The organism is Rahnella sp. R3(2024) (genome assembly GCF_042920125.1).
GTDB classification, from domain to species: Bacteria; Pseudomonadota; Gammaproteobacteria; order Enterobacterales; family Enterobacteriaceae; genus Rahnella; species Rahnella rivi.
The window spans coordinates 3494533-3514173 of record NZ_JBHGBU010000001.1; the positions used below are offsets into that span (position 1 = coordinate 3494533).

General features: G+C 52.3%; 17 protein-coding genes, 3 tRNA genes and 1 other RNA gene. All 21 read left to right on the plus strand.

Going from position 1 to position 19641, the window contains the following annotated elements; all coding sequences use genetic code 11:
• Positions 1-1767, plus strand: coding sequence for a succinate dehydrogenase flavoprotein subunit (sdhA, locus tag ABSH60_RS15730; protein ID WP_056771638.1), 1767 nt, complete (start codon positions 1-3; stop codon positions 1765-1767).
• Between the two features lie 20 nt (positions 1768-1787).
• Entirely contained in the window at positions 1788-2504 is a 717-nt protein-coding gene (locus ABSH60_RS15735) for a succinate dehydrogenase iron-sulfur subunit (RefSeq protein ID WP_112168978.1), read from the plus strand.
• Between the two features lie 384 nt (positions 2505-2888).
• Positions 2889-5696: a 2-oxoglutarate dehydrogenase E1 component gene (sucA, locus tag ABSH60_RS15740; protein ID WP_056771644.1), complete on the plus strand. Its 2808-nt coding sequence runs from the start codon at positions 2889-2891 to the stop codon at positions 5694-5696.
• 46 nt (positions 5697-5742) lie between these two features.
• On the plus strand, positions 5743-6978 hold the full coding sequence (gene odhB / locus ABSH60_RS15745; protein WP_056771647.1) for a 2-oxoglutarate dehydrogenase complex dihydrolipoyllysine-residue succinyltransferase: 1236 nt from the start codon (positions 5743-5745) through the stop codon (positions 6976-6978).
• 100 nt (positions 6979-7078) lie between these two features.
• A complete protein-coding gene (sucC, locus tag ABSH60_RS15750; RefSeq protein WP_056771651.1) occupies positions 7079-8245 on the plus strand; it encodes an ADP-forming succinate--CoA ligase subunit beta in 1167 nt (388 codons plus the stop codon).
• Complete coding sequence (gene sucD / locus ABSH60_RS15755; protein ID WP_056771654.1) at positions 8245-9117, plus strand: succinate--CoA ligase subunit alpha; 873 nt, start codon at positions 8245-8247, stop codon at positions 9115-9117. The genes sucC and sucD overlap by 1 nt, the downstream gene beginning before the upstream one ends.
• Positions 9118-9834: 717 nt before the next feature.
• A complete protein-coding gene (gene cydA / locus ABSH60_RS15760; protein WP_122095862.1) occupies positions 9835-11403 on the plus strand; it encodes a cytochrome ubiquinol oxidase subunit I in 1569 nt (522 codons plus the stop codon).
• A 14-nt stretch (positions 11404-11417) separates the two neighbouring features.
• Positions 11418-12557, plus strand: coding sequence for a cytochrome d ubiquinol oxidase subunit II (gene cydB / locus ABSH60_RS15765; protein ID WP_056771659.1), 1140 nt, complete (start codon positions 11418-11420; stop codon positions 12555-12557).
• Positions 12558-12567: 10 nt separating this feature from the next.
• Positions 12568-12681: a cytochrome bd-I oxidase subunit CydX gene (gene cydX / locus ABSH60_RS15770; RefSeq protein ID WP_013576433.1), complete on the plus strand. Its 114-nt coding sequence runs from the start codon at positions 12568-12570 to the stop codon at positions 12679-12681.
• Entirely contained in the window at positions 12681-12974 is a 294-nt protein-coding gene (gene ybgE / locus ABSH60_RS15775) for a cyd operon protein YbgE (RefSeq protein ID WP_056771661.1), read from the plus strand. The genes cydX and ybgE overlap by 1 nt, the downstream gene beginning before the upstream one ends.
• A 151-nt stretch (positions 12975-13125) precedes the next feature.
• The gene (gene ybgC, locus ABSH60_RS15780) at positions 13126-13530 is read left to right on the plus strand and encodes a tol-pal system-associated acyl-CoA thioesterase (protein WP_056771664.1); all 405 of its coding nucleotides are present in this window, start codon (positions 13126-13128) and stop codon (positions 13528-13530) included.
• On the plus strand, positions 13527-14216 hold the full coding sequence (tolQ, locus tag ABSH60_RS15785) for a Tol-Pal system protein TolQ (RefSeq protein ID WP_056771666.1): 690 nt from the start codon (positions 13527-13529) through the stop codon (positions 14214-14216). Before ybgC ends, tolQ begins: the two co-directional genes overlap by 4 nt.
• 11 nt (positions 14217-14227) lie before the next feature.
• On the plus strand, positions 14228-14659 hold the full coding sequence (tolR, locus tag ABSH60_RS15790) for a colicin uptake protein TolR (protein ID WP_013576429.1): 432 nt from the start codon (positions 14228-14230) through the stop codon (positions 14657-14659).
• A gap of 114 nt (positions 14660-14773) precedes the next feature.
• Entirely contained in the window at positions 14774-16006 is a 1233-nt protein-coding gene (gene tolA, locus ABSH60_RS15795; protein WP_056771668.1) for a cell envelope integrity protein TolA, read from the plus strand.
• Between the two features lie 130 nt (positions 16007-16136).
• The gene (tolB, locus tag ABSH60_RS15800; RefSeq protein WP_056771671.1) at positions 16137-17429 is read left to right on the plus strand and encodes a Tol-Pal system beta propeller repeat protein TolB; all 1293 of its coding nucleotides are present in this window, start codon (positions 16137-16139) and stop codon (positions 17427-17429) included.
• A gap of 47 nt (positions 17430-17476) precedes the next feature.
• A complete protein-coding gene (gene pal, locus ABSH60_RS15805; RefSeq protein WP_056771674.1) occupies positions 17477-17986 on the plus strand; it encodes a peptidoglycan-associated lipoprotein Pal in 510 nt (169 codons plus the stop codon).
• A gap of 9 nt (positions 17987-17995) precedes the next feature.
• Positions 17996-18787, plus strand: a complete 792-nt coding sequence (gene cpoB / locus ABSH60_RS15810; protein WP_056771676.1) for a cell division protein CpoB — start codon at positions 17996-17998, stop codon at positions 18785-18787.
• A 197-nt stretch (positions 18788-18984) separates the two neighbouring features.
• Positions 18985-19060 (plus strand) — tRNA-Lys (locus ABSH60_RS15815).
• A gap of 72 nt (positions 19061-19132) precedes the next feature.
• Positions 19133-19208: transfer RNA gene (locus ABSH60_RS15820), tRNA-Lys, on the plus strand.
• 63 nt (positions 19209-19271) lie between these two features.
• Positions 19272-19347: transfer RNA gene (locus tag ABSH60_RS15825), tRNA-Lys, on the plus strand.
• A gap of 14 nt (positions 19348-19361) precedes the next feature.
• A non-coding RNA gene (locus ABSH60_RS15830) (RtT sRNA) lies at positions 19362-19481 on the plus strand.
• The last annotated feature ends 160 nt before the right edge of the window (positions 19482-19641 follow it).

A 19641-nucleotide genomic window follows, 5' to 3' on the forward strand; every position in this document is an offset into this window, starting at 1 on the left:
ATGAATCTGCCAGTCAGAGAGTTTGATGCTGTGGTGATCGGTGCAGGTGGCGCCGGTATGCGTGCAGCATTACAGATTTCACAAACGGGCCAGTCCTGTGCCCTGATTTCCAAAGTCTTCCCGACCCGCTCGCATACGGTGTCAGCGCAGGGCGGTATTACCGTTGCGCTGGGTAACACCCATGAGGACGACTGGGAATGGCATATGTACGACACCGTAAAAGGTTCCGACTACATCGGTGATCAGGACGCCATTGAATATATGTGTAAAACCGGGCCAGAAGCGATTCTGGAACTCGAGCACATGGGGCTGCCTTTCTCCCGTCTTGAAGACGGTCGTATTTATCAGCGTCCGTTTGGCGGCCAGTCGAAAAACTTCGGCGGCGAACAAGCGGCACGTACTGCGGCGGCGGCCGACCGTACCGGTCACGCGTTGCTGCACACGCTGTATCAGCAAAACCTGAAAAACGGCACCACGATTTTCTCCGAATGGTATTCACTGGATCTGGTGAAAAATCAGGACGGCGCGATCGTCGGCTGTACCGCCATCTGCATCGAAACTGGTGAAGTGGTGTATTTCAAAGCCAAAGCGACCGTGCTGGCAACCGGCGGCGCGGGCCGTATTTACCAGTCCACCACGAACGCCCATATCAATACCGGTGACGGTGTGGGTATGGCGCTGCGCGCAGGCGTGCCGGTGCAGGATATGGAAATGTGGCAGTTCCACCCGACCGGCATCGCCGGCGCGGGCGTTCTGGTCACAGAAGGTTGCCGTGGTGAAGGCGGTTATCTGCTCAATAAGGACGGCGAACGTTTCATGGAACGTTATGCGCCGAATGCGAAAGACCTGGCCGGTCGTGACGTGGTGGCGCGTTCCATCATGATCGAAATCCGCGAAGGTCGTGGCTGCGAAGGTCCGTGGGGCCCGCATGTCAAACTGAAACTCGATCATCTGGGTCGTGAAGTGCTGGAATCCCGCCTGCCGGGTATTCTGGAACTGTCCCGCACCTTTGCTCACGTTGATCCAATCAAAGAGCCGATTCCTGTTCTGCCAACCTGCCACTACATGATGGGCGGTATTCCGACCAAAGTGACCGGTCAGGCGCTGCGTGTGAACGAGAAGGGCGAAGACGTGGTGATCCCAGGTTTGTTTGCGGTTGGCGAAATTGCCTGTGTTTCCGTACACGGCGCAAACCGTCTGGGTGGCAACTCACTGCTGGATCTGGTGGTGTTTGGTCGCGCCGCCGGCATGCACTTGCAGGAATCGATTGCCGAACAGGGCGACAGCCGCGATGCGTCTCAGGACGATATCGATGTCTCTCTGGAACGCCTGAACCGCTGGAACAACACCCGTTCAGGTGAAGATCCGGTGGCGATCCGCAAAGATCTGCAAGCCTGTATGCAGAATAACTTCTCGGTCTTCCGCGAAGGCGATGCGATGGCAGAAGGCCTGGAACAGCTGAAAGTGATCCGTGAGCGCCTGAAAACGGCCCGTCTGGACGATACTTCAACAGAATTCAACACGCAGCGCGTTGAATGTCTGGAGCTGGATAACCTGATGGAAACCGCGTTCTCAACGGCTGTCTCCGCCAACTACCGCACCGAAAGCCGTGGCGCACACAGCCGCTTTGACTTCCCGGATCGTGATGATGCGAACTGGCTGTGTCATACGCTGTATCAGCCGGAAACCGAGAGCATGACACGCCGTGAGGTGAACATGCAGCCTAAGCTTCGCGCGGCGTTCCCGCCGAAAGCGCGTACTTACTAGGGCGTGAGCTGGGACATTATATGAAACTCGAATTTTCGATTTATCGCTATAACCCGGACGTCGATGACGTGCCGTACATGAAAGACTATGTGCTGGAAGCTCAGGAAGGGCGCGACATGATGTTGCTGGACGCGCTGATTTTGCTGAAAGAGCAGGATCCGACGCTGGCCTTCCGCCGTTCGTGCCGTGAAGGCGTGTGCGGATCTGACGGTCTGAACATGAACGGCAAAAACGGTCTGGCCTGTATCACGCCGGTATCGACCTTACGTCATGGCAGCAAGAAAATTGTTATCCGTCCGTTGCCCGGCTTACCGGTTGTCCGTGACCTGGTGGTGGACATGGGGCAATTCTATAAGCAGTATGAGAAGATTAAGCCTTACTTGTTGAATGATGGGAAAAATCCTCCGGCGCGTGAACATTTACAGATGCCGGAAGAGCGCGAAAAGCTGGACGGATTGTACGAATGTATTCTCTGCGCCTGCTGCTCGACGTCATGCCCTTCCTTCTGGTGGAACCCGGACAAGTTTGTCGGTCCGGCAGGTCTTCTGGCCGCTTACCGTTTCCTCATCGACAGCCGCGACACTGAAACACAACCGCGTCTTGACGATCTGAACGATGCTTTCAGCGTATTCCGCTGCCACAGCATCATGAACTGTGTGAGTGTGTGTCCGAAGGGGCTGAATCCGACCAAAGCTATCGGTCATATCAAGTCGATGCTGCTACAACGCGGTGCCTGATGAGATAAGCCACGCGACAGCGGGAACTCAGGTTCCCGCTTTCTTTAGTTACAAATGCAGTAACTGAGGCGCTGATAGCAAATAAGTAAATTTTTAATAACAAAGTAGCAACAAGTGCAACAAAGTTGCGCCTGACTGGAGTAAGATAGTCGGGTAAAAATCAGGGGCATCAATCTCAGGCGTATTTGCACTAAGAAGGGGGAAAGACAGCAGGGCAACTTCACAAGTCAGTCACGCGCATGGCGGATTTTTGAAGGTTCCTTGAAGAGCCAAACGCTCAACCAACGAACTGTTTTAGTAAGGAAAACCGTTTTACCGCGGTGTATCACGGTCATTATTATTAACCACGGCGAAAACTAAAGCTTCAAAGCTTAAGGGATCACGATGCAGAACGGCGCAATGAAGGCCTGGCTGGATTCCTCCTATCTGGCGGGTGCAAACCAGTCTTACATAGAACAACTCTATGAAGACTACTTAACCGATCCTGGTTCCGTTGACGATAGCTGGCGTTCAATTTTTAAACAGCTACCAACAGTGGGTGTGAAACCAGAGCAACTCCATTCTCAAACACGGGACTACTTCCGCCGTCTGGCGAAAGACGCGTCACGTTATAACTCCTCCATCAGCGATCCTGAAACGGATGCCAAGCAAGTTAAGGTGTTGCAGTTAATCAATGCCTTCCGCTTCCGTGGCCATCAGAACGCAAACCTTGATCCGCTCGGCCTGTGGAAACTGGACGATGTGCCTGATCTGGATCCTGCGTTCCACCATCTGACTGAAGCTGATTTCCAGGAAACCTTCAACGTCGGTTCTTTTGCCATTGGCAAGGAAACCATGCAGCTCGGCGAGCTGTATAAAGCCCTGAAGCAAACCTATTGCGGCTCCATCGGTGTGGAATATATGCACATCACCAACACCGAAGAGAAACGCTGGATCCAACAGCGTGTCGAATCCGTGGCCGGTCGTGCGAATTTCACTGATGAAGAGAAGAAAACGTTCCTGAAAGAGCTGACCGCAGCAGAAGGTCTGGAACGTTATCTGGGCGCGAAATTCCCCGGTGCCAAACGCTTCTCGCTCGAAGGCGGCGATGCTCTGGTGCCGATGCTGAAAGACATGATCCGTCACGCGGGCAAAAATGGGACGCGTGAAGTGGTGCTGGGTATGGCGCACCGTGGTCGTCTGAACGTGCTGATTAACGTGCTGGGGAAAAAACCTCAGGACCTGTTTGACGAGTTCTCGGGCAAACATAAAGAACACCTGGGTACCGGTGACGTGAAATACCACATGGGCTATTCGTCTGATGTGGAAACCGAAGGCGGAATGGTTCACCTGGCGCTGGCGTTTAACCCGTCGCACCTGGAAATCGTCAGCCCGGTAGTCATCGGTTCCGTTCGTGCACGACGTGACCGTCTGGACGAAGCGCGCAGTAACATGGTTCTGCCTATCACCATTCACGGTGACGCGGCAATTACCGGCCAGGGTGTGGTTCAGGAAACGCTGAACATGTCACTGGCTCGTGGTTATGAAGTGGGCGGTACCGTGCGTATCGTCATTAATAACCAGGTGGGCTTTACCACCTCGAATCCAAAAGATGCGCGTTCTACTGATTACTGTACTGATATCGCGAAAATGGTGCAGGCGCCGATTTTCCACGTCAATGCGGATGATCCGGAAGCTGTGGCTTTCGTCACCCGTCTGGCGCTGGATTTCCGCAACACCTTTAAACGTGACGTCATGATCGATCTGGTTTGCTACCGTCGCCACGGCCATAACGAGGCCGACGAACCAAGCGCAACCCAGCCGCTGATGTACAACAAGATCAAGAAGCACCCGACCCCGCGCAAAATCTATGCCGATATCCTGACTGAGCAGAATGTTGCGAGCCTCGAAGACGCCACGGAAATGGTCAATCTGTACCGTGATGCGCTGGATGCCGGTGAGTGTGTGGTGGAAGAGTGGCGTCAGAACGATATGCACACTTTCACCTGGTCGCCGTATCTGAACCATGAGTGGGACGAAGCTTATCCGAACAAGGTTGAGTTTAAACGTCTGCAGGAACTGGCGCGTCGCGTCAGCCATGTGCCGGATGCGATCGAAATGCAGTCACGCGTTGCCAAGATTTACGGCGACCGTAACGAGATGGCCGAAGGGAATAAGAAGTTTGACTGGGGCGGTGCCGAGAACCTGGCGTACGCCACACTGGTTGACGAAGGCATTCCTATCCGTCTGTCCGGTGAAGACACCGGCCGCGGCACCTTCTTCCACCGTCATGCGGTGATCCATAACCAGAAAAACGGTTCGGTGTATGTGCCGTTGTCGAACATTCATAACAGCCAGGGCGAATTCAACGTCTGGGACTCCGTGCTTTCCGAAGAAGCGGTGCTGGCGTTTGAATACGGTTATGCCACCGCTGAACCGCGCACCCTGACTATCTGGGAAGCGCAGTTCGGTGACTTCGCCAACGGTGCGCAGGTGGTGATCGACCAGTTCATCAGCTCCGGCGAACAGAAATGGGGCCGCATGTGTGGCCTGGTGATGCTGCTGCCGCACGGCTACGAAGGGCAGGGGCCGGAGCACTCCTCCGCGCGTCTGGAACGTTATCTGCAACTTTGCGCTGAGCAAAACATGCAGGTGTGTATCCCGTCGACCCCGGCACAGGTTTACCACATGATCCGCCGTCAGGCTCTGCGCGGTATGCGCCGTCCGCTGATCGTGATGTCACCGAAGTCTCTGTTACGTCATCCGCTGGCGGTTTCCACGCTGGACGAACTGGCTAACGGCAGCTTCCTGCCGGCGATTGGTGAAGTGGACGAACTGGATCCGAAAGAGGTTAAGCGCGTCGTGATGTGTTCAGGTAAGGTCTACTATGACCTGCTGGAACAACGTCGTAAGAACGAAAAAACCGACGTCGCGATCGTCCGTATCGAGCAGCTGTATCCGTTCCCGCACAAGGCAATTCAGGAAGTGCTTGAGAAATTCTCACACGTTCATGATTTCGTCTGGTGTCAGGAAGAGCCGCTGAACCAGGGCGCGTGGTATTGCAGCCAGCACAATTTCCGTGAAGTGATTCCTTTCGGGGCTTCTTTACGTTACGCAGGACGCCCGGCCTCTGCCTCTCCGGCAGTCGGCTACATGTCCGTTCACCAGAAGCAGCAGCAAGATCTGGTTAACGATGCGCTGAACGTTAAATAACCGCGTTGGCGTCAGTTAACTAAATGGAACATAAGAAGGATTGATAATGAGTAGCGTAGATATTCTGGTCCCTGACCTTCCTGAATCCGTTGCGGATGCGACGGTTGCCACCTGGCACAAAAAACCGGGCGACAGTGTTGAGCGTGACGATGTACTGGTAGAAATCGAAACCGATAAAGTGGTTCTGGAAGTCCCGGCGAGCGAAGCGGGTATTCTTGACAGCATCATCGAAGATGAAGGCGCAACGGTCATTTCCCGTCAGATTCTGGCGCGCATTCGTCCGGGTAACAGCTCTGGCAAACCAAGCACTGAGAAAAGCTCCGATAAAGAAGCGACTCCTGCTGCACGCCACACAGCTGCGCTGGAAGAAGAGAGCAACGACGCCCTCAGCCCGGCTATCCGCCGCCTGATTGCCGAACATTCTCTTGATGCCAATGCCATCAAAGGCAGCGGTGTTGGCGGACGTCTGACCCGTGAAGACGTTGAGCAACATCTGGCAAAAGCTAAAGAGGCAAAACCTGCCGCCGCACCGGCCTCCGCGCCTGCTGCTGGCAACGATGCTCCGGCACCGGCTTTGGGTTCACGCAGCGAAAAACGCGTACCGATGACCCGCCTGCGTAAACGCGTGGCCGAGCGTCTGCTTGAAGCGAAAAACAGCACTGCGATGCTGACAACCTTCAACGAAATCAACATGAAACCCATCATGGATCTGCGTAAGCAGTACGGTGATGGTTTCGAAAAACGTCACGGCGTGCGTCTGGGCTTCATGTCCTTCTATCTGAAAGCCGTGGTTGAAGCACTGAAACGCTATCCGGAAGTGAATGCTTCTATTGATGGCGAAGACGTGGTTTACCACAACTACTTCGACGTGAGCATTGCGGTATCGACGCCGCGTGGCCTGGTTACGCCGGTTCTGCGTGATGTGGATACGCTGGGCATGGCTGACATCGAGAAGAAAATCAAAGAGCTGGCGATCAAAGGTCGTGACGGCAAATTGAAAGTGGAAGAGCTGACCGGCGGTAACTTTACCGTGACTAACGGCGGCGTCTTCGGCTCCCTGATGTCTACCCCGATCATCAACCCACCGCAGAGCGCGATCCTGGGTATGCACGCCATTAAAGATCGTCCGATGGCAGTCAATGGTCAGGTGGTGATTTTGCCAATGATGTATCTGGCACTGTCCTACGATCACCGTCTGGTGGATGGCCGCGAATCCGTCGGCTTCCTGGTGACCATTAAAGAGATGCTGGAAGATCCGGCTCGTCTGCTGCTGGACGTTTAGTCCCCGGTTGCGGTAAGTAAAAGAGATCTCGACCCTCAGTGGCACGGTTCGCCGTGTCACTGATAAAGCCCTCCTACTGAATATGAATGGATAGAACATCATGAATTTACATGAGTATCAGGCGAAACAGCTTTTCCTGCGCTACGGCCTGCCAGCACCATCAGGCTTCGCCTGTTCCACCCCGCGTGAAGCGGAAGAGGCTGCATCGAAAATCGGTGCCGGTCCGTGGGTGGTAAAATGTCAGGTTCATGCCGGTGGTCGCGGTAAAGCGGGCGGCGTGAAAGTCGTGAAAAGCAAAGAAGAAATTCGTGCTTTCGCAGAACACTGGCTGGGCAAACGCCTGGTCACTTACCAGACAGACGCACAGGGCCAGCCGGTTAACCAGATCCTGGTTGAAGCAGCCACTGACATTGATAAAGAACTGTACCTCGGTGCGGTAGTCGATCGCAGCTCCCGTCGCGTGGTGTTCATGGCGTCTACTGAAGGCGGCGTGGAAATTGAGAAGGTGGCGGAAGAAACCCCGCACCTGATCCACAAAGTGGCACTGGATCCGCTGGCAGGTCCGCAGCCGTATCAGGGCCGCGAACTGGCATTCAAACTGGGTCTGACCGGTAAGCAGGTTCAGCAGTTCACCAAAATCTTCATGGGTCTGGCGAACATCTTCCTTGAGCGCGATCTGGCGCTGATCGAAATCAACCCTCTGGTGGTTACTACCGCGGGTGATCTGATTTGCCTCGACGGCAAACTGGGTGCAGACGGCAATGCCTTGTTCCGTCAGCCAGAACTGCGCGAAATGCGCGACCACAGTCAGGAAGATGCCCGCGAAGCGCAGGCTGCGCAGTGGGAACTGAACTACGTTGCGCTCGACGGTAATATCGGTTGCATGGTCAACGGTGCCGGCCTGGCAATGGGTACCATGGACATCGTGAAACTGCACGGCGGCGAACCGGCTAACTTCCTGGATGTTGGCGGCGGCGCGACCAAAGAGCGCGTGACCGAAGCCTTCAAAATCATCTTGTCAGATGAAAAAGTGAAAGCTGTCTTCGTCAACATCTTCGGCGGTATCGTTCGTTGCGACCTGATCGCCGACGGTATCATCGGTGCGGTGGAAGAAGTGGGCGTCAGCGTGCCGGTTGTGGTACGTCTTGAAGGTAACAATGCCGAGCTGGGTGCCAAAAAACTGGCAGACAGCGGTTTGAACATCATTGCAGCGACCAGCCTGACAAATGCGGCTCAACAAGTTGTCGCGGCAGTGGAGGGGAAATAATGTCCATTTTAATCAACAAGAACACCAAAGTTATCTGCCAGGGTTTCACCGGTAGCCAGGGGACTTTCCACTCCGAACAAGCCATCGCTTACGGAACAAAAATGGTCGGCGGCGTAACGCCGGGTAAAGGCGGCACTGAGCATCTGGGTCTGCCGGTGTTCAACACCGTGCGCGAAGCCGTAGAAACCACCGGCGCTACGGCGTCTGTGATTTATGTTCCGGCTCCGTTCTGCAAAGACTCCATCCTGGAAGCGCTGGATGCAGGCATCAAACTGATCATCTGTATCACTGAAGGCATCCCGACGCTGGATATGCTGGTCGTGAAGATGAAGCTGGATCAAAGCGACGCGGTGATGATCGGGCCAAACTGTCCGGGCGTTATCACTCCAGGCGAATGCAAAATCGGCATCATGCCGGGACACATTCATCTGCCGGGCAAAGTGGGCATCGTTTCCCGCTCTGGTACGTTGACCTATGAAGCGGTTAAGCAGACCACGGACTACGGCTACGGCCAGTCAACGTGCGTCGGTATCGGCGGTGACCCGATCCCAGGTTCTAACTTCATCGATATCCTGAAATTGTTCCAGGAAGATCCACAGACTGAAGTGATCGTGATGATCGGTGAAATTGGTGGTAACGCGGAAGAAGAAGCGGCTGCATACATCAAGGCACACGTGACTAAACCGGTTGTGGGTTATATCGCGGGTGTGACTGCGCCAAAAGGCAAACGTATGGGCCATGCTGGCGCCATCATTGCCGGTGGTAAAGGCACTGCAGACGACAAATTCGCCGCGCTTGAAGCCGCTGGCGTGAAAACCGTTCGCAGCCTGGCTGATATCGGCGAAGCGGTGAAATCACTGCTGCCACAGTAAGAAAAATGCTCTCCGCGGGTAAAAATCCTGGCGGATGAGGCAAAACAACGTTTCGACATGTTGGTCACCTTCGGGTGACCTTTTTTATTGCTGCTATAATGTTTAACAATAACTGATTTCAGTCATTTTTATTAACAACGCACGATAGGTTCATTGAGAATAAAAGGTTAATAAATAGGATTGCTAAAGTAGCAATTTGGATATTATCTCCAACCATAAAAACACAATTAATTAACAATAAAGTCATCAATAAAGACTATTGAAACTCACAAGTAACATCCTGAAATATTTTTTCGAAATTTGCTGCCACTAATATAGAAATAAACAATGAGATAGGCTTAAATTGCGTCAGATCAATTTCAGCACATGAAGCAGATCTGCACGCTAATTGACCTGTACGCGTAAATCCGCTTTGGGTCACTAAAAAACCTATTTATTGTGTGGAATTAGTGGCGTAACATATTGGCTCTGTAACATCAGTTTTTTGTATGTTTACTTTCCCCGAAATTTCTCCCGTCCGCCAGGCCCGGTTCGAGGCTTAAAGGCGAGTTTTTTTCCGGGGTTCAGAATGCCTGCGAGAGGGCGTATCCGCCTGATTTCCGGTATGTCTGTTCTGCACACATTTGATTTGAATTCTGGTAGTCATGAGGCGCAACGGGCAACCGTTTCGTCAGAGATCGCAAGTTGGGGTCTTCCTCCGAGGAGCAAGGGGTCAAGATGTTTGATATCGTTGAACTGTCGCGTTTACAGTTTGCTTTAACAGCCATGTACCATTTCCTATTTGTCCCATTAACGCTGGGTATGGCGTTTTTACTGGCAATTATGGAAACGGTTTATGTGCTTTCGGGCAAACAAATCTATAAAGATATGACCAAATTCTGGGGCAAACTCTTTGCAATTAACTTTGCATTGGGCGTTGCCACCGGGTTAACCATGGAATTCCAGTTCGGGACTAACTGGTCATATTTCTCACATTACGTCGGTGATATCTTTGGTGCGCCTCTGGCGATTGAAGGTTTAATGGCGTTCTTCCTTGAATCTACATTAGTTGGCCTGTTCTTCTTCGGTTGGGATCGACTTTCAAAAGTTCAGCACATGACCGTGACCTGGTTTGTCGCGCTCGGTTCGAACTTATCCGCTCTGTGGATCCTGGTGGCGAACGGCTGGATGCAAAACCCGATTGCATCGACCTTCAACTACGAAACCATGCGTATGGAAATGGTCAGCTTCTCCGAGCTGGTGCTGAACCCGGTTGCGCAGGTTAAATTCGTTCACACCGTAGCGTCAGGGTATGTGACGGGTGCGATGTTCATCCTGGCTATCAGCTCTTACTACCTGTTAAAAGGCCGTGACATCGGTTTTGCGAAGCGTTCATTCGCCATCGCAGCGAGTTTCGGTCTGGCTGCCGTGCTCTCCGTTATCGTGCTGGGTGATGAATCCGGTTATGAAATGGGTGACGTGCAGAAAACCAAACTCGCCGCTATCGAAGCCGAGTGGGATACCCAGCCTGCACCTGCCAGCTTCACGCTGTTCGGTATGCCGAATCAGGATAAAATGGAAAATGAATATTCTATTCAGATCCCCTACCTGCTTGGCCTTATCGCAACGCGTTCTGTGGACACGCCGGTCACCGGTCTGAAAGACCTGATGGCGCAACACGAAGTGCGCATCCGCAACGGGATGAAAGCCTACACTCTGCTGGAAGAACTGCGTTCAGGTAACACAGACCCGAAAGTGCGCAGCGACTTCGAAAACGCTAAGCAGGATCTGGGCTACGGTATGTTGCTTAAACGCTATACCGACAATGTGGCTGATGCGACAGACGTCCAGATTCAGAAAGCGACCAAAGATTCTATCCCACGCGTCCTGCCGTTGTACTTCGCCTTCCGTATCATGGTTGCCTGCGGCATCCTGATGCTGGTGCTGATTGGTCTGTCCTTCCTGGCCGTTGTTCGCGGCAAGATTGGTCAGAAACGTTGGTTGCACCGCGCGGTGTTCCTCGGCCTGCCATTACCGTGGATTGCAGTGGAAGCGGGTTGGTTTGTGGCGGAATACGGTCGTCAGCCTTGGGCGATTGGTGAAGTGTTACCGACTGCGGTTGCACACTCTTCGCTGACGGTAGGTGATGTGCTGACCTCAATGATTCTGATTTGTGGCCTGTACACCCTGTTCCTGATCGCTGAAATGTTCCTGATGTTCAAATATGCACGCCTGGGCCCAAGCAGCCTGAAAACGGGCCGCTATCATTTTGAACAAACTCCAGCGCCACTTGAGCAAACTCGGTAAAAGGGAGTCGAATTATGTTTGATTATGAATCGCTAAGGTTCATCTGGTGGGTGCTGATTGGCGTGCTGTTTATCGGCTTCGCAGTCACCGATGGGTTTGATATGGGCGTAGGCATCCTGGTGCGGATTATCGGTAAAACCGACACTGACCGCCGGGTCATGATTAACGCCATCGCCCCGCACTGGGACGGCAACCAGGTTTGGTTGATCACCGCAGGCGGCGCGTTGTTTGCTGCCTGGCCGATGGTCTACGCTGCCGCATTCTCCGGCTTCTATGCCGCGATGGTGCTGGTGCTGTGTGCTTTGTTCTTCCGTCCGCTGGGCTTTGACTATCGTTCAAAACTGGACAGCGCGCGCTGGCGTGGCATGTGGGACTGGGGCATCTTCATCGGTAGCTTCGTGCCTGCATTAGTGTTCGGTGTGGCATTCGGTAACCTGCTGTTGGGTGTGCCGTTCCATATCGACAACGATCTGCGTCTGTTCTATACCGGCAATCTGTTTGGCCTGCTGAACCCGTACGGTATTCTGGCCGGTCTGGTCAGCCTGACCATGCTGATCACCCAGGGCGCAACCTATCTGCAAATGCGTACCGTGGGTGAACTGCACCTTCGTACCCGCACTGCATCGCAGATTTCTGCGCTGGTGATGATGGTGTGCTTCCTGCTGGCAGGGATCTGGTTAGTAAAAGGTATTGATGGTTTCACCGTGACTTCCGTAATGGATCACGCGGGCCCGTCTAACCCGCTGCGCAAAACGGTTTCTCATGAAGCAGGTGCATGGCTGGCTAACTACAATAAGATGCCAGGCCTGTGGGCTATTCCGGCTCTTGGCGTGATTCTGCCACTGCTGACTATCCTGTTCTCACGCATCAATAAAGGTGCACTGGCGTTTATCAGTAACTCACTGACCATCGCCTGTGTGATCCTGACGGCGGGTATCACGATGTTCCCGTTCGTGATGCCATCCATCACTGAGCCAAACGCCAGTCTGACCATGTGGGATGCGACATCCACACTGCTGACGCTGAGAGTGATGACCGTTGTAGCCTGTATCTTTGTGCCTCTCATCCTGATTTACACCTCATGGGCGTATTACAAGATGTTCGGTCGCCTCGATAAACACTACATCGAGAACAACAAGCATTCGTTGTATTAAGGAGAACACCATGTGGTATTTTGCCTGGATCCTCGGCACCTTACTGGCTTGCTCGTTTGGTATCATTACCGCGCTGGCGTTTGAGCACAGCGAAGCCAATAAAGCTGCGAAAGAAGAGAAGTAATGAGTGTGATCGCGGATAAGCTCTACGCCGTCACCGACAAGGGCCCCTTGCGGGCCCTTTCACTGGTGATGTCACTGCTGCTTGCCGGCTGCGTTTTCTGGAAGCCGGGCATGTTTGCCTCGTCGACCAGCCAGCTGGAAGTCTGGCATGGGATCATTCTGATTTGGGCCGTGTGCAGCGGCGTTATCCACGGTGTCGGGTTTCGCCCGCACAAGTCGTTGTGGAAAGCGTTCTTTTGCCCTCTGCTGGCCATGATTGCGTTGGCCGCCGGTCTGTTTTACTTCTTTAGCTGACTTTTATTGTCGATTAAATACACAGATTTACAGTAAAACTCCTATGGGCCGTTCTGGCCCATAATTATTTTCATTCCAGCAATGCAACCCATTCCCAACCCCAGTCCTCTTGAGTATAGTAGTGCCGTCAAATTGCATTACGGGATGTAGAGTGAGTAATTCGTTGTTCCGATGGCCGGTTCGTGTCTACTATGAGGACACAGACGCGGGAGGTGTGGTCTACCATGCCCGATACGTCGCCTTTTATGAAAGGGCTCGCACAGAGATGTTGCGCCAACGCAATTTTCACCAGCAGCAGTTGCTGGGAGAACACGTCGCTTTTGCTGTCCGCCGCATGACGGTCGAATACTTTGCACCAGCTCGTTTAGATGACATGCTGGATGTTCAGAGTGAGATTACGTCCATTCGCGGAGCTTCTCTTACTTTTGCACAACGAATTCTTGATTCGCATGGAAACCTTCTGAGTTCTGCAGAAGTGTTAATTGCGTGCATTGATCCACACCAAATGAAGCCACGTGCGCTTCCTAAGTCTATTGTCGCGGAGTTTAAGCAGTGACTGACATGAACATGCTTGATTTATTTTTAAAGGCCAGCATCCTGGTTAAGCTGATTATGCTTATCCTGGTGTGCTTCTCTGTCGCGTCTTGGGCGATCATCATTCAACGTACGAAGGTACTGAATGCCGCCACCCGTGAGGCAGAAGCGTTTGAAGATAAATTCTGGTCCGGTATTGAGCTTTCCCGTTTGTATCAGGAAAGCCAGGGCCGTCGCGAAACCCTGAGCGGGGCAGAGCAAATCTTCCATTCCGGTTTTAAAGAGTTTGCGCGTCTTCATCGTGCGAACAGCCATGCGCCTGAGTCTGTGATTGAAGGCTCTTCACGCGCGATGCGTATTTCCTTTAACCGTGAACTCGAATCCCTTGAAATGCACATTCCTTTCCTCGGTACCGTCGGTTCAATCAGCCCGTATATCGGCCTGTTTGGTACGGTCTGGGGGATCATGCACGCCTTTATCGGTTTAGGTTCTGTGAAACAAGCCACCTTGCAAATGGTTGCACCAGGTATTGCAGAAGCACTGATTGCCACCGCAATTGGTTTGTTTGCTGCTATCCCGGCGGTTATGGCGTATAACCGCCTCAACCAACGCGTAAACAAGCTTGAGCAAAACTACGATAACTTCATGGAAGAATTTACGGCCATCCTGCACCGTCAGGCTTTCTCTCGCGAAACCAGCAGTAACTAAAGGGGGAGAGTATGGCTCGTTCACGAGGTCGTCGTAACCGTCGCGAAGGTAAGTCGGAGATCAACATTGTTCCGCTGCTTGACGTACTGCTGGTTCTGTTACTGATTTTTATGGCAACAGCCCCCATCATTACCCAGAGCGTGGAAGTGGATCTGCCAGACGCGACGGATTCCAAAACGGTATCCAGCGATGATAACCCGCCAGTGATTGTTGAAGTCTCTGGCGTGGGGCAATACACCATCGTGGTGGATCATCAGCGTATGGAACAGTTGCCTGAACAGCAGGTTATCGCGGAAGCGACCAGCCGAATTCAGGCCAATCCGAAGACAGTCTTTCTGATCGGCGGTGCAAAAGACGTGCCTTATGATGAAATCATCAAGGCGCTGAATATGTTGCATCAGGCCGGTGTGAAATCTGTCGGATTGATGACACAACCTATCTGAGGATAGGTAATTTGTAACACTTATTTGAAACCCGGCTTTCCCTGCCCTGTTAAAAAAGACGACAGGCAACGAAGGAACCCGGGTTTTTAGTAATCCTGTCTTGGGAAATCTATTTTGGTAAAGGCAACTGCAACTGAACAAAACGATAAGCTCAAACGCGCCGTTATTGTTTCGGTCGTTCTGCATATCATCATTATAGGCCTGCTGATTTTGGGATCGCTGGACGAAGATACCAGCATGAGTGGCGGCGGTGGAGGTAGTGATATTTCCGCTGTGATGGTCGATCCGAGTGCCGTGGTTGATCAGTACAATCGTCAACAGCAGCAACAGGCTGATTCCCAACGTGCTGCACAAGCGCGTCAGAAAAAATCAGAACAGCAGGCTGAAGAGTTACAGCAGAAACAGGCCGCAGAACAGCAGCGCCTGAAAGAGCTCGAAAAAGAACGTCTGCAAGCGCAGGAAAATGCGAAACAGCAGGCGCAGGAACAGGCCCAGCAGCAAAAGCAGTCCGAACAAGCTGCTGAACAAGCCAAAGAACAACAGAAACAAGCAGAGGCTGCTGCCGCACAAGCGAAAGCTGAAGCCGCCAAAGCAGCCGCACAGGCGAAAGCGGATGCCGCGAAAGAGGCGGCTAAAGCACAAGCTGACGCGCAGAAAAAAGCCGCTGCAGATGCTAAAAAAGAAGCAGAGGCTGAAGCTTCTGCCGCCGCCGCTGCCGCGAAGAAACAAGCCGAAGCAGATGCGAAGAAAGAAGCAGCTGCCGAAGCTAAAAAAGCGGCGGCTGCCGAAGCCAAAGCACAGGCTGCTGCGGATGCGAAGGCACAAGCTGACGCTGATGCAAAAGCTGCCGCTGATGCGAAAGCGTCGGCTGCTGCGGAGAAAAAAGCGGAAGCTGCCGCTGCGGCCAAGAAAGCTGCAGCCGATAAAAAGGCTGCTGCTGCAGCGGCTGCCAAAGAGGCGGCTGATGCGAATAATTTATTTGATGGCCTTGCCGACTCTAAAAATGCACCGAAAGGGGCAACGGGGGGCGGTGCTTCTGCTCCGGCAGGGAAGGGCACTCAGAAAAAGGCAGGCGCATCAGGTGCAGATATTGCGAACTATGGTAGCCAGATTAAGGCCGCCATTGAGAGCAGATTCTATGACGCGTCATCCTATGCAGGTAAAACCTGTTCGTTGCGCGTTAAAATGAATCCGGATGGCTCGCTTATCAGCGTGTCGGCGGAAGGTGGGGATCCTGCACTTTGTCAGGCAGCGCTTGCCGCGGCCCGACAGGCGAAGTTCCCGAAACCGCCTTCTGAAGCAGTCTATGAAGTCTTTAAAAATGCTCCGATAGATTTTAAACCGTAGAAAGACGAAAATAATTTCTTTTCAGATTTTTACGATAGATTGCAGGGTGTAATTCTAGTTTTGTATGCGTTGGTTTGTTAAAATTCTGCTAAATTATCGCGGGCAGATACGTCCAGATAAGGGAGATACAATGAAGCAGGCATTTCGAGTAGCGTTCGGCCTTTTAATGATGTGGGCATCTGTAGCACATGCAGAAGTTCGTATCGAAATCACCCAGGGTGTGGATTCCGCTCGCCCAATTGGCGTTGTGCCATTCAAATGGGTTGGTCCAGGTACACCACCTGAAGACGTTGGTGGCATTGTTGCTGCTGACTTACGTAACAGCGGCAAGTTTAACCCTATTGATGCATCTCGTATGCCACAGCAGCCGTCCACCGCAGCAGAAGTCACGCCTGCCGCCTGGACCGCCCTGGGTATTGATGCGGTGGTTATCGGTCAGGTTCAACCTGCTGCCGATGGCAACTATGTAGTGTCTTATCAGTTAGTTGACACCTCTGGCGCACCTGGCACCGTTCTGGCACAAAACCAGTACAAAGTGACCAAGCAATGGCTGCGTTATTCTGCCCATACGGCCAGCGATGAGGTATTTGAAAAACTCACTGGCGTGAAAGGCGCATTCCGTACCCGTATTGCTTACATCGTTCAGACTAACGGCGGCAAGTTCCCGTATGAACTGCGCGTTGCTGACTACGACGGTTACAACCAGTTCGTTGTTCATCGTTCACCAGAACCTTTAATGTCACCGGCCTGGTCACCAGACGGCAGCAAACTGGCTTATGTGACCTTCGAAAGTGGCCGTTCTGCCCTGGTTGTGCAGACGCTGGCTAATAGCAATATTAGACAAATTGCCTCCTTCCCACGTCACAACGGTGCACCTGCGTTCTCTCCGGATGGCAGCAAACTGGCTTTCGCCCTGTCTAAAGACGGTAGCCTGAACCTGTACGTAATGAATCTTGGCTCTGGTCAAATCAGCCAGGTGACTAACGGTCGCAGCAACAACACCGAACCAACCTGGTTCCCGGACAGCCAGAACCTGGCGTTTACTTCGGATCAGGGCGGTCGACCACAAGTGTATAAAGTGAATATTAATGGCGGTGCGCCACAACGTCTGACCTGGGAAGGTGCTCAAAATCAGGACTCTGACGTCAGTGCAGATGGCAAGTTCCTGGTAATGGTAAGCAGCGCCAGCGGTACACAGCACATCGCTAAACAAGATCTGGCAACGGGAGCCGTTCAAACATTGACGGACACGTTCCTGGATGAAACGCCTAGCCTCGCACCAAATGGCACCATGGTTATTTACAGCTCTTCACAGGGTCTGGGTTCCGTGTTGCAGTTGGTATCGACTGATGGACGTTTCAAAGCGCGTCTTCCGGCAACTGATGGACAGGTCAAATTTCCTGCCTGGTCGCCGTATCTGTGATGCATATACAACTATGTATGGCAAAAAATTATAAAAGGATCGAATAGATGCAACTGAACAAAGTTCTGAAAGGGCTGATGCTGGCATTGCCTGTACTGGCAGTCGCTGCTTGTAGTTCTCACAAGAACGCAGACAACGACCAATCAGGTATGGGTCTGAACACCGGCGCTGGCACTGAAAACGCAAACATGTCTTCAGAAGAGCAAGCACGTCTGCAGATGCAAGAATTGCAGAAAAACAACATCGTTTACTTCGGCCTGGACAAGTACGATGTGTCTTCTGAATTCGCTCAGATGCTGGATGCACACGCAGCTTTCCTGCGTAGCAACCCATCTTACAAAGTGACCGTAGAAGGCCATGCTGACGAACGTGGTACTCCTGAGTACAACATCGCGCTGGGCGAACGTCGTGCTACTGCAGTTAAAATGTACCTGCAAGGTAAAGGCGTTTCTGCAGACCAAATCTCTATCGTTTCTTACGGTAAAGAAAAACCAGCTGTACTGGGCCATGACGAAGCGGCATACGCCAAAAACCGTCGTGCCGTACTGGTTTACTAAGAGAATAGTATGAGCAGTAACTTCAGAACTCACTTGTTGAGTCTGTCGTTACTGGTTGGCGTAGCGGTCCCATGGGCCGCTACTGCCCAAGCGCCAATCAGTAATGTCGGCTCAGGCTCGATTGAAGATCGGGTCACCTCTCTGGAGCGTATTTCTAACGCTCACAGCCAGCTATTAACTCAACTCCAGCAACAACTTTCTGATTCCCAACGTGATATGGATACTCTTCGTGGTCAAATCCAGGAGAACCAGTATCAGTTGAGTCAGCTTGCTGATCGCCAGAAGCAGATCTTTAACCAGATGGACAGCTTAAGCCAGGGTAATGCCGGAGCCGCCAGTACGGGCGCTGCTGCAGCCACAGGTGATGCGTCTGGGTCTGCTGCCGCAACGCCGGATGCGGGGGCTGCACAAGCGCCTGCAAGCACCGGTGACGTGAACAGCGATTACAATGCTGCGGTTTCACTGGCGCTGGAAAAGAAACAGTATGATGAAGCCATTGCGGCTTTTCAGAGTTTCGTCAAAAAATATCCTGATTCGACTTATCAGCCTAACGCCAACTACTGGTTAGGACAGTTGTATTACAACAAGGGTAAAAAAGACGACGCTGCGTATTATTTTGCAGTCGTGGTCAAAAACTATCCTAAGTCTCCAAAAAGTTCTGACGCAATGTTCAAGGTTGGGGTGATCATGCAGGAGAAAGGTCAGGCTGATAAAGCCAAAGCCGTCTTCGCACAGGTCGTGAAACAGTACCCAAATACCGATGCGGCAAAACAAGCGCAAAAACGTTTATCTGCAAACTAGTTCTTCATTCAGGTCTGGAAAATGTACATATCGTGCATTTTCTGGGCTTGAGTGTGTGAAACGCCATCAGTTAGCACTCTTTCTGAAAATTAAAGTTGCACTGAAAAGTTAAATAAGTAATATATGCCGCCGTTGCCCAGACAACTCCAAACGGCTAACGCTGTCAGAGATTTAGGCAATATGCAGTAGGTTTAGAGGGGCCGTTAGCTCAGTTGGTAGAGCAGTTGACTTTTAATCAATTGGTCGCTGGTTCGAATCCAGCACGGCCCACCAAATCTAAACCATTATTGCATGTGGCTTGCACACCAACTGCAAGACACGAAGGCAGACGGAAGTATTCAGGAAGGGCCGTTAGCTCAGTTGGTAGAGCAGTTGACTTTTAATCAATTGGTCGCTGGTTCGAATCCAGCACGGCCCACCACTTTTAGGTGTAACCCCTGAAGATTTTGAAAGCCATTAGTAAATCAGTATCCAGCATTTAGATGGGCCGTTAGCTCAGTTGGTAGAGCAGTTGACTTTTAATCAATTGGTCGCTGGTTCGAATCCAGCACGGCCCACCACTTTTAAAGTGGATAATGTAGTGAAGCAGTGCAGGATGAGAACCATGGGTTCGAGCCGAGCGAAGCGAGACGACAACGCGCAAGCGTTGCCCGCAGGGCGAGGTGAAACCGAGTCAATCCAGCACGGCCCACCCTCTAAATTGCAGAATTCAGAAAAAAGCGCCTTTTGGCGCTTTTTTCGCATCTGACGCCCGAAACTTCCTTCCATCGCGGTCTTCGTTTTTCCTGTAATTTGCTCAAACCTCGTCTCTTTTAAGTCCAGTAAACATTTTAAGCTCAACGTCTATAATTTGG

Bases quoted from the DNA above. Each gene is read 5' to 3' on its own strand.
- tolR (WP_013576429.1), top strand. From the start codon at position 14,228: ATGGCTCGTTCACGAGGTCGTCGTAACCGTCGCGAAGGTAAGTCGGAG.
- ybgE (WP_056771661.1), top strand. From the start codon at position 12,681: ATGAGTGTGATCGCGGATAAGCTCTACGCCGTCACCGACAAGGGCCCC.
- odhB (WP_056771647.1), top strand. From the start codon at position 5,743: ATGAGTAGCGTAGATATTCTGGTCCCTGACCTTCCTGAATCCGTTGCG.
- cydA (WP_122095862.1), top strand. From the start codon at position 9,835: ATGTTTGATATCGTTGAACTGTCGCGTTTACAGTTTGCTTTAACAGCC.
- pal (WP_056771674.1), top strand. From the start codon at position 17,477: ATGCAACTGAACAAAGTTCTGAAAGGGCTGATGCTGGCATTGCCTGTA.
- cpoB (WP_056771676.1), top strand. From the start codon at position 17,996: ATGAGCAGTAACTTCAGAACTCACTTGTTGAGTCTGTCGTTACTGGTT.
- sdhA (WP_056771638.1), top strand. From the start codon at position 1: ATGAATCTGCCAGTCAGAGAGTTTGATGCTGTGGTGATCGGTGCAGGT.
- sucA (WP_056771644.1), top strand. From the start codon at position 2,889: ATGCAGAACGGCGCAATGAAGGCCTGGCTGGATTCCTCCTATCTGGCG.
- cydX (WP_013576433.1), top strand. From the start codon at position 12,568: ATGTGGTATTTTGCCTGGATCCTCGGCACCTTACTGGCTTGCTCGTTT.
- sucC (WP_056771651.1), top strand. From the start codon at position 7,079: ATGAATTTACATGAGTATCAGGCGAAACAGCTTTTCCTGCGCTACGGC.
- cydB (WP_056771659.1), top strand. From the start codon at position 11,418: ATGTTTGATTATGAATCGCTAAGGTTCATCTGGTGGGTGCTGATTGGC.
- ABSH60_RS15735 (WP_112168978.1), top strand. From the start codon at position 1,788: ATGAAACTCGAATTTTCGATTTATCGCTATAACCCGGACGTCGATGAC.
- tolB (WP_056771671.1), top strand. From the start codon at position 16,137: ATGAAGCAGGCATTTCGAGTAGCGTTCGGCCTTTTAATGATGTGGGCA.
- sucD (WP_056771654.1), top strand. From the start codon at position 8,245: ATGTCCATTTTAATCAACAAGAACACCAAAGTTATCTGCCAGGGTTTC.